7 protein-coding genes are annotated in these 7,893 nt (G+C 37.1%); 1 reads left to right on the forward strand and 6 read right to left on the reverse strand.

Annotated features, from left to right (window positions below; translation table 11 throughout):
* Window positions 1–18: 18 nt before the first annotated feature.
* The 5 genes from HMPREF1040_RS07025 to HMPREF1040_RS07045 all read right to left on the reverse strand — a co-directional run bounded on the left by HMPREF1040_RS07025 (window position 19) and on the right by HMPREF1040_RS07045 (window position 5,343).
* Window positions 19–615, reverse strand: a complete 597-nt coding sequence (locus HMPREF1040_RS07025; protein ID WP_007393251.1) for a thiamine phosphate synthase — start codon at window positions 613–615, stop codon at window positions 19–21.
* Window positions 616–836: 221 nt separating this feature from the next.
* Window positions 837–2,000 carry a 2-iminoacetate synthase ThiH gene (gene thiH, locus HMPREF1040_RS07030; RefSeq protein ID WP_007393253.1) on the reverse strand — a complete coding sequence of 388 codons (1,164 nt, stop codon included), beginning with the start codon at window positions 1,998–2,000 and terminating at the stop codon, window positions 837–839.
* A gap of 13 nt (window positions 2,001–2,013) precedes the next feature.
* On the reverse strand, window positions 2,014–2,784 hold the full coding sequence (locus HMPREF1040_RS07035; protein ID WP_007393250.1) for a thiazole synthase: 771 nt from the start codon (window positions 2,782–2,784) through the stop codon (window positions 2,014–2,016).
* A gap of 43 nt (window positions 2,785–2,827) precedes the next feature.
* Window positions 2,828–3,022, reverse strand: a complete 195-nt coding sequence (gene thiS, locus HMPREF1040_RS07040) for a sulfur carrier protein ThiS (RefSeq protein WP_007393252.1) — start codon at window positions 3,020–3,022, stop codon at window positions 2,828–2,830.
* A gap of 242 nt (window positions 3,023–3,264) precedes the next feature.
* Window positions 3,265–5,343 (reverse strand): OPT family oligopeptide transporter, encoded by a 2,079-nt coding sequence (locus HMPREF1040_RS07045; protein ID WP_007393255.1) that lies wholly within the window; start codon window positions 5,341–5,343, stop codon window positions 3,265–3,267.
* A gap of 511 nt (window positions 5,344–5,854) precedes the next feature.
* Here HMPREF1040_RS07045 and pepD point away from each other — a divergent pair.
* Window positions 5,855–7,309, forward strand: coding sequence for a beta-Ala-His dipeptidase (pepD, locus tag HMPREF1040_RS07050; RefSeq protein WP_007393254.1), 1,455 nt, complete (start codon window positions 5,855–5,857; stop codon window positions 7,307–7,309).
* A 42-nt stretch (window positions 7,310–7,351) separates the two neighbouring features.
* Here the strand turns inward: pepD and HMPREF1040_RS07055 are convergent, their stop codons facing one another.
* Window positions 7,352–7,762 carry a YbaN family protein gene (locus HMPREF1040_RS07055; protein WP_007393249.1) on the reverse strand — a complete coding sequence of 137 codons (411 nt, stop codon included), beginning with the start codon at window positions 7,760–7,762 and terminating at the stop codon, window positions 7,352–7,354.
* Between the last annotated feature and the right edge of the window lie 131 nt (window positions 7,763–7,893).

Below are 7,893 nucleotides of genomic sequence, written 5' to 3' on the forward strand. Positions count from 1 at the left end.
ATATGTACCTGGTATTTTTTATAGGTTTGATTTTAAAGCTTCTACATACGTAGATGGATTTTTACATGTCAGTAGACTAGACATGAGAGCCACACCAGTAATGGGAACATCACGTAATTGCGTGATTGTTTCTAAATTAATACCTCCTAAGGCATATACTGGAATAGACACGGCTTGACAGATTTCTCGCACCGTATCAACGCCAATAGGTGGCATATCTTTTTTACAACTGGTAGGAAAAACATGACTAGCCATAATATATGTTGCTCCTAATTCTTCAGCACGCTTAGCTTCTGCAACTGTATGAACAGAAACACCTAAGTTAGTCATGTAATATAATAATGATGAATGACTCTCTAAATAAGAGAGGGAACATTGAAAACGAGGAATATGCAAGCGAACGGCTACTTTGCCAAAGTTATGTAAAATACATGTTTTATCATGAATATTACAAATTTTCAACAGTCGTTGAGCATATTCGGCATAGTCATCTTCTGACAAGGTCTTTTCACGCAAAATTATAGAGTCAATTGGAGAAGCAACAATCTTTTCCAGTCGATCCCAATAATTAGTAGAAACTAGGGCATGATTGGTTATTGCTAGTATTTTTAACACAATATATCACCTTGAATCATAAAAGTATAAATGTTCTAGTTATTACTATACATTATTAACATATATACGTCAATAATTATGCGTAAAATAAATTTATGAAATGTAATAAAAAAAATTCATTTATTACATTTTCGTACAAGAATATAGCGAGCAGTGGAGATGATAAAGAAACCCCTATCATAATGAATGGCTATGATGGGGGTTTTGGTATACTTATGGAATTATACATAAATGTATTCACTAGTTACCGGTTGTAGACCTAATTTTTTTATGGTCGTATATATTTCTTCAAAAGAACGATTGTCTGAAATTTCAAACTGTTCATCGCCTACTTCTTTATGGTTTTTTTCTAAGTGTCCACCAATACCGACACAAACACCAGCAGATAGTTTCGTTGCCATTATTTTGACGATATTATTGCGATAATGTGCATTTTCACGACTTGATACTACGATGGAGGCAAAGGGGAGAAACAATCGATATGCACACAATATTTGTGTTAATTTTCGTTCATCTACGTCCTTGGGGTTTATTTTGTCATTGTTAATAATAGGACGGAGACGAGGACAGGATAAAGAAATTTCTGCATAAGGATATTTTTTTTGCATTAGCCAAGCATGTATGCCTGTGGCTAATGCGTCTTTTTGGTAGTCATCTAATCCTAATAGAGCGGCAAAGCCAACACCACGCATACCACCTAATATAGCTCGTTCTTGAGCGTAGAAGCGATAAGGAAAAATACGTTTATTGCCAGCTAAGTGCAATGTTTCATATTTATCAGAATTATATGTTTCTTGAAAGACGGTTACATAGTCAACGCCACATTCGTGCAAATACTTATAGTCATTTGTGTTTACTGGATAGATTTCTAATCCTACTTGGCGAAAGTATTGGCGTGCAATTTTTACGGCATTACCGATATATTTTACATCGGACAGATGGGGACTTTCTCCAGTTAGCATTAGTACTTCTTCAAAGCCTTCGTTGGCAATGTTTTGGCATTCTCTATGTAATTCTTCATCGCTTAAGCGGGCCCGTTTAATTTTATTATGGGAGTTGAATCCGCAATAGATACAAAGATTTTCACAATAATTGGCAAAATAAATAGGGGTAAAGATAGAAATGCTATTGCCAAAATGACGACGGGTTACAGTATGTGCTTTTTGAGCCATTTCTTCTAAAAAGGGGAGAGCCGCCGTGGAAAGCAGTGCCATAAAGTCTCTTGGTTGTAAATGTGTTTTTTGTAGTGCCGCTCGGACATCTTTTTCGGTAAAGTCGGCATCATTAAACGCAGAATGATAGGATAATACATCATCCAACATAGTAGATTCTAAAACTTCCATTTGGGGTAAATATTTCATATGATCAGTTCGTTTGATTGGCATGACTATGACCTCCTTAGTCGCCTAAAAAGCCTGTCAACGGATCGGATGCAGAAGCCGTTTCACGGACTTGTCCTAAGCCAGATAGATAGGCATTTCTACCAGCTTGAATAGCAAGTTTAAATGCTCGTGCCATTTGGTTTAAATTTCCAGCTGTAGCTAGTGCGGTATTTGCCATAACTGCAGCAGCCCCCATTTCCATTGCTTCACATGCTTGGGATGGACGCCCAATTCCGGCATCGACAATGATGGGAAGATCGATCTCATCAATAAGAATTTGTATAAAATCTTTGCTGCATAAGCCTTTATTTGTACCGATAGGAGCAGCTAAAGGCATAACTGCAGCAGCACCTGCATTTACTAAATCACGGGCAATATATAAATCAGGGGTTACATAAGGTAATACCACAAAATTTTCTTTAGCTAGTTGTTCTGTTGCTTTTACGGTTTCTACATTGTCCGGTAAAAGGTATTTGGAATCTTTCATAATTTCAATTTTAATAAAATCACCACAGCCAAGTTCGCGGGAAAGATGAGCAATTCTAATGGCTTCTTCGGCATTTCTTGCACCAGAGGTATTGGGTAAAAGGGTGGTTTCTTTGGGAATAAAATCGAGAATGTTATCTTTTGCTCCTGCTTCAGCTCGACGTAATGCCATGGTTACAATTTGGGCACCTGCTTCTTGGACTGCTGCTTCAATTAAATTCACAGAATATTTTCCTGAACCTAAAATGAAGCGAGAGGTAAATTCATGCCCACCTAATGATAAAGTATCGTTTGTATTCATGATACGGCTCCTTTTTTATAAAATAAATAAATGATTAGGAGGATCAGCCACCTCCGACAAAATGGACGATTTCAATGGAATCACCATCGACGAATGTTACATTTTCATACGTTTTACGTGGAACAATGAATCCGTTGCGTTCAATGGCGATACGTTCTGGACGTAAGTTGTGTTCTTTTAAATAGGTTAGTAAAGAAATTTCTTTTTCAGGGATTGTTGTTCCATTTATTGTAATCATATAAAACCTCCTTTATATAAAATAGACCGCACGAAAGTTATTACACCCAAGGTGGTGTACCCCTTCGTACGGCTTCACGTTCTTTGTATATTTTTATTATATCAGTCATATAATTGTTGTCAAGATTAGAATATAGAAGATAAGGATAATTACTGATTTTGATAATATATAATGGGGTAGTTTTATATAATTAAAAAGCCAAGAGGATTATAAATTCCTCTTGGCTTTTTGTGTTTCTTGTTTTATTTATCATTTGGTGTAAAAGGGGTTGAGAAGATATGGCGAACAAAGATAATAATTGAAATAATAAAGGCAATAAGCCCTAATATTTCAGCTGTATTTCCAAATCCTTTTCCCACTAATGCTAAGGGGTTTTCACTACCACCAGATGATACAGAAATAACGATGATGAAAGCGATAATAACGCCAATAATACTTTCACCTACAATTAGACCGGAAGCAAATAATACGCCACGATGGGTGCATGCTTCTACATCTTCTTCTTCGTGCCCAGGACTACGTTTTGCAGCTCTTGCCTTTAAGGAACGATGTACGACATAACCAATGATAGAACCGATTACTAGCGGAATTTCTAAGGTGGGAGGCAAGTAAATTCCCATACCTACGGCTAGTGGTGGTAACATTAGTGATTTTGTATTGTGTTTTAATAATTGATCGACAATAATTGCGATGATACCTACAATAATACCAAAGATGATATAGTTCCATTCCAAGGTTGAACTAAATATACCTTGGGCAATTGTAGTCATTAATGTTGCTTGAGGAGCAGCTAATGCTTGTGACGGATCCATACTGGCACGAGGTAATGCACCCGTAAAGCCATAGGCTTGGTATAAGAGGTTTAATACAGGTGCGATGGCAAAAGCACCAACAATAGAGCCTAAAATTAAGGCAACCTGTTGTTTCCAGGGGGTTGCACCTACGACGTAGCCTGTCTTTAAGTCTTGTAAATTATCGTTTGAAATAGCAGCAATACTTACAATGACACTTGTAATAAAAATAGCTAATGCCGTTGCAAATTGCGATCCGCCAGGCAGATCAAATACATGAAAAGATGTACTTAAACCGAATACAACGAGCGAAGATACGATAATTCCTAAAATACCGATACCTGAAATAGGACTTGCGGAAGTACCAATTAATCCTGCCATGTAACCACATGCTGCCGCAACGAAAAAGCCCATCAATACAGCAACTAAGATGCCAACTACAATATAGATAAATGTTACGCTTGGAGGTAATTGGAATGCATTTACAAAAGAGAAAAATGCAATGGCGAGTCCAATAATAATTGCTAAGAAAACGAGACCAATGGATTTAGGAGACATATCTAAATCAGTATGATGTAAGGCTTTCTTTTCATCGGTATCATTGGTACGTAATGCTTGTAATGATGCACGCACGCCTTCGACAACTGGTTTAGCGAGGCAAATTAGTGTCCAAATGGCAGCGATACCAATACATCCAGCCCCGATAAAGCGGACTTTATGGGCCCAAATAGTGCTAGCAAATTCAGCGGCTGCCATACCTTGATCGGGCGTGAAAATACTTGTTAAATAAGGAACAAAAATTGCCCAAGCTAAAATCATACCGACTAAAATAGCTGCCCCACTAGCAATTCCTATTAAATATCCAGCACCGAGTAAGGCCATGGAGAAACCTAAAGGTAATTGCGTTGTGGCTGTTTTTCCTAAAGAAATCCAATAACTGAATTCGGAAGAAAGCACATGAAAACCATTGGAACATAGGCTAAACAGACCAGATAAGGCGGCACCGCCTACGATATCTTTCATCCCAGTAGATTTATTTTTTGTGTTTGCGGGTTCATCGTCATGTTTTTCACTGCCAACTTTTAAAATTTCTGCAGCGGCTAAACCTTCAGGATAAGGTAAATCACTATTTACTACCATTGCACGACGCAGCGGAATGGTGAAGAGTACGCCTAAGGATCCACCACAAGCACAGAGTAATAATGTTTCCCAGAATGGGAACCCTTGCCAATATCCAATCATTAATAAACCAGGAAGAATAAAAATAATAGCTGATAATGTACCTGCAGCGGATGCTTGGGTTTGAACCATGTTATTTTCAAGTACATTTGAGTTTTTGAACATTCTCAAAATTGCCATTGAAATAACAGCGGCAGGTATAGAGGATGAAAAGGTTAGACCTACTTTTAAACCTAGGTATACATTTGATGCTGTAAAGATGATTGTAATTAAAACACCTAACAGCATACCACGGACTGTTAATTCCGGCAAAGACGGATAATTGACAGTCACTTTTCCGGGTGATGCCATACAGTAAAACCTCCTTAATAATAGTAAAATTATGCATTTTTAATTTTATGCATCTCACCATAAAATACATTTGCACACACTTAGTATACACCACTTTAATAATAAAGTCATGTAAAAATTTTATAAATTATTATAAATTATTAAATAGAAAAAAATAGAAAATCTTGGTTGCAAAAAAAAGAGGGGATGTATTTAAAAAAGTAATGTAGAAATATCGTATACTTGTGTGTGAGAAAAAAGAAAGTTAGCGTATACTATGGCGTTTAGGAGAGATAAAATATTTTTAATGCGTAAAATGCAGGAAGATATTCCGTTTTAGAAGAGTGTTTGTCGGTGATTTAGTAATTAGGGATGAGGAAAAGTGAATTTATAAAAAATAATGTTATCTTTTGTGATTTTTAACATACATATATATCCTACTTTATGGTATACTAATATAATAGTATATCAAAATGGTATTAAAATAAACCGTTGATGTTTATTTCATGTTAGATGTAAGGAGGAAAGATAGATGTTAAAAAATGATGAAATTATTACGGGTTTTTTAAAAGAGTTTGCAGGGTTAGCTAAACATCCGCGCCCATCTCATCATGAAAAGGAAATTAGTGATTATATTGTTAGTAGATTACATGAATTAGGGGTTCAGGATGTTGTTCAAGATGAAGTGTATAATGTCATCGCTAATGTTCCAGCCACGGTAGGTTGTGAAAATTGGCCGTTGACATTATTGCAAGGGCATATGGATATGGTTTGTGTGGCTAAGCCAGGTGTTGATTATAATCCGAAGACAAGTGAAATTAAATTAATTGTAGAAGGAAATGTATTACGGGCAGATGGCACGAGTTTAGGTGCAGACGATGGCGTGGCTGAAGCGATGATTTTTTATGTATTACAGCAAGATATTTCGCATGGGCCTTTGCGGTTAATTTTTACGGTGGATGAAGAAGTGGGAATGACTGGTGCTACGCATTTGGATCCTAAGTATGTAGCGGATGTCAAATATGTCATCAATTGTGATTCTGAAGACATTAATATTATTTGCGTTAGCTCCGCTGGGAGTGTGCACACTGATTTTCGTCGTACCCTCCAGTGGCAAGCACCGCATAGTAGCAAAGCGGTAGAAATTACGGTTAAAGGACTAAGAGGCGGTCATTCAGGAGAAACGATTAACGAAGGCAAGGCAAATGCGATTAGTGCCTTAGCTCGTATATTATTGCACTTGCAACAGGCTGGGATTGGGTATGGCTTGGCAAGTATTGAAGGTGGTGTAGCTGCTAATGCTATTCCCGCAGATGCTAGTGCGGTTATTAACATTATGACCGCTGATGTAGCACGCGTACAGGATGTGGTAATGCGAGCAAAGTCTGAATTTGACTTGATTTATGGTGACGTAGAACGGGGGGCTGCATTTGTGGTATCGGAAGTGCCTGTGCCATCTCGCGTTTTTTCTGATAACGATGCGAAAGCGGTTGTTCAATTGTTGAATATATTGCATTTTGGCGTCTTTGCGATGAATCAAATCTTGCCGAAATTACCAGATTTATCCGCGAATATAGGGACGATACATGTAAAGGAAAATGTGTTGGGTATTCATTATTTTGCAAGAGGCTCAGCAGATGCTAGGGTGCGTGATTTAACGATGACTTTACCGGTATTTGCAGAATTAACAGGATTTGACGTAGATATTGCAACACCCGCTCCTGCGTGGACCCGAAAAGAAGGCAGTACGTTATTGCCATTAATTGCGGAAGAGTATCGGAATGAAAATAAAAAAGAACCGCAAATTGAAGCGATTCATGGAGGCTTAGAAACGGGATATTTTTACGCGATGAATGATAAGTTGGATATTGTGTCTATTGGACCAGCTACACATGATATTCATAGTCCGAATGAATGGGTGGAATTAGATTCGATTGCTTCGTTGACACGGATTTTGATGAATACATTGGAAAAATTAAAAGCGTAATAGAAAAGAAAAAAGCTCTAAAGAGAGGATCTTTAGAGCTTTTTATAATGTATGGTTCGTTGGTTCTGTTTTTAATATAAAGAAAAAATAAACAACATGGGCAATCCAGACAAGGCCTAATAAAATCATTGCCAATATCATATTTCGCATAAAAAATGCACCTATACACATGAGTATGGTAACGCTACCTACAATTGTGCATTTTGTTTTCCATGTGCTCGTTCGTTTTTGGATAAATGTTTCCAAATAATTGTGATATAGCTTGGTTTGATAAAACCAGTTTAGTAGTTTGGGCGAACTACGAGCAAAGCAGAATCCGGTCAACATATAAAATGGAACTGTGGGTAAGACGGGCAATACAATTCCGATTGTGCCCAAAATAAGGCAAAGGCAACCTAAGGTTATCCAAATGATTTTCATGGGGATACAACGAGTAGGTCTTTCTGTTAACATATTTTTTCTCCTTTATTTTTTATTATAAGTATACACAAAAATAGAAATAATTGTCAAAACACTTTTTTACATAAGAGAAAAGAGGTGCTAATAAAAAGGCGGTATGAGTATGGGAACTCAAGACGTCGACT

Source organism: Megasphaera sp. UPII 135-E (assembly GCF_000221545.1).
Classification (GTDB): domain Bacteria; phylum Bacillota; class Negativicutes; order Veillonellales; family Megasphaeraceae; genus Megasphaera; species Megasphaera hutchinsoni.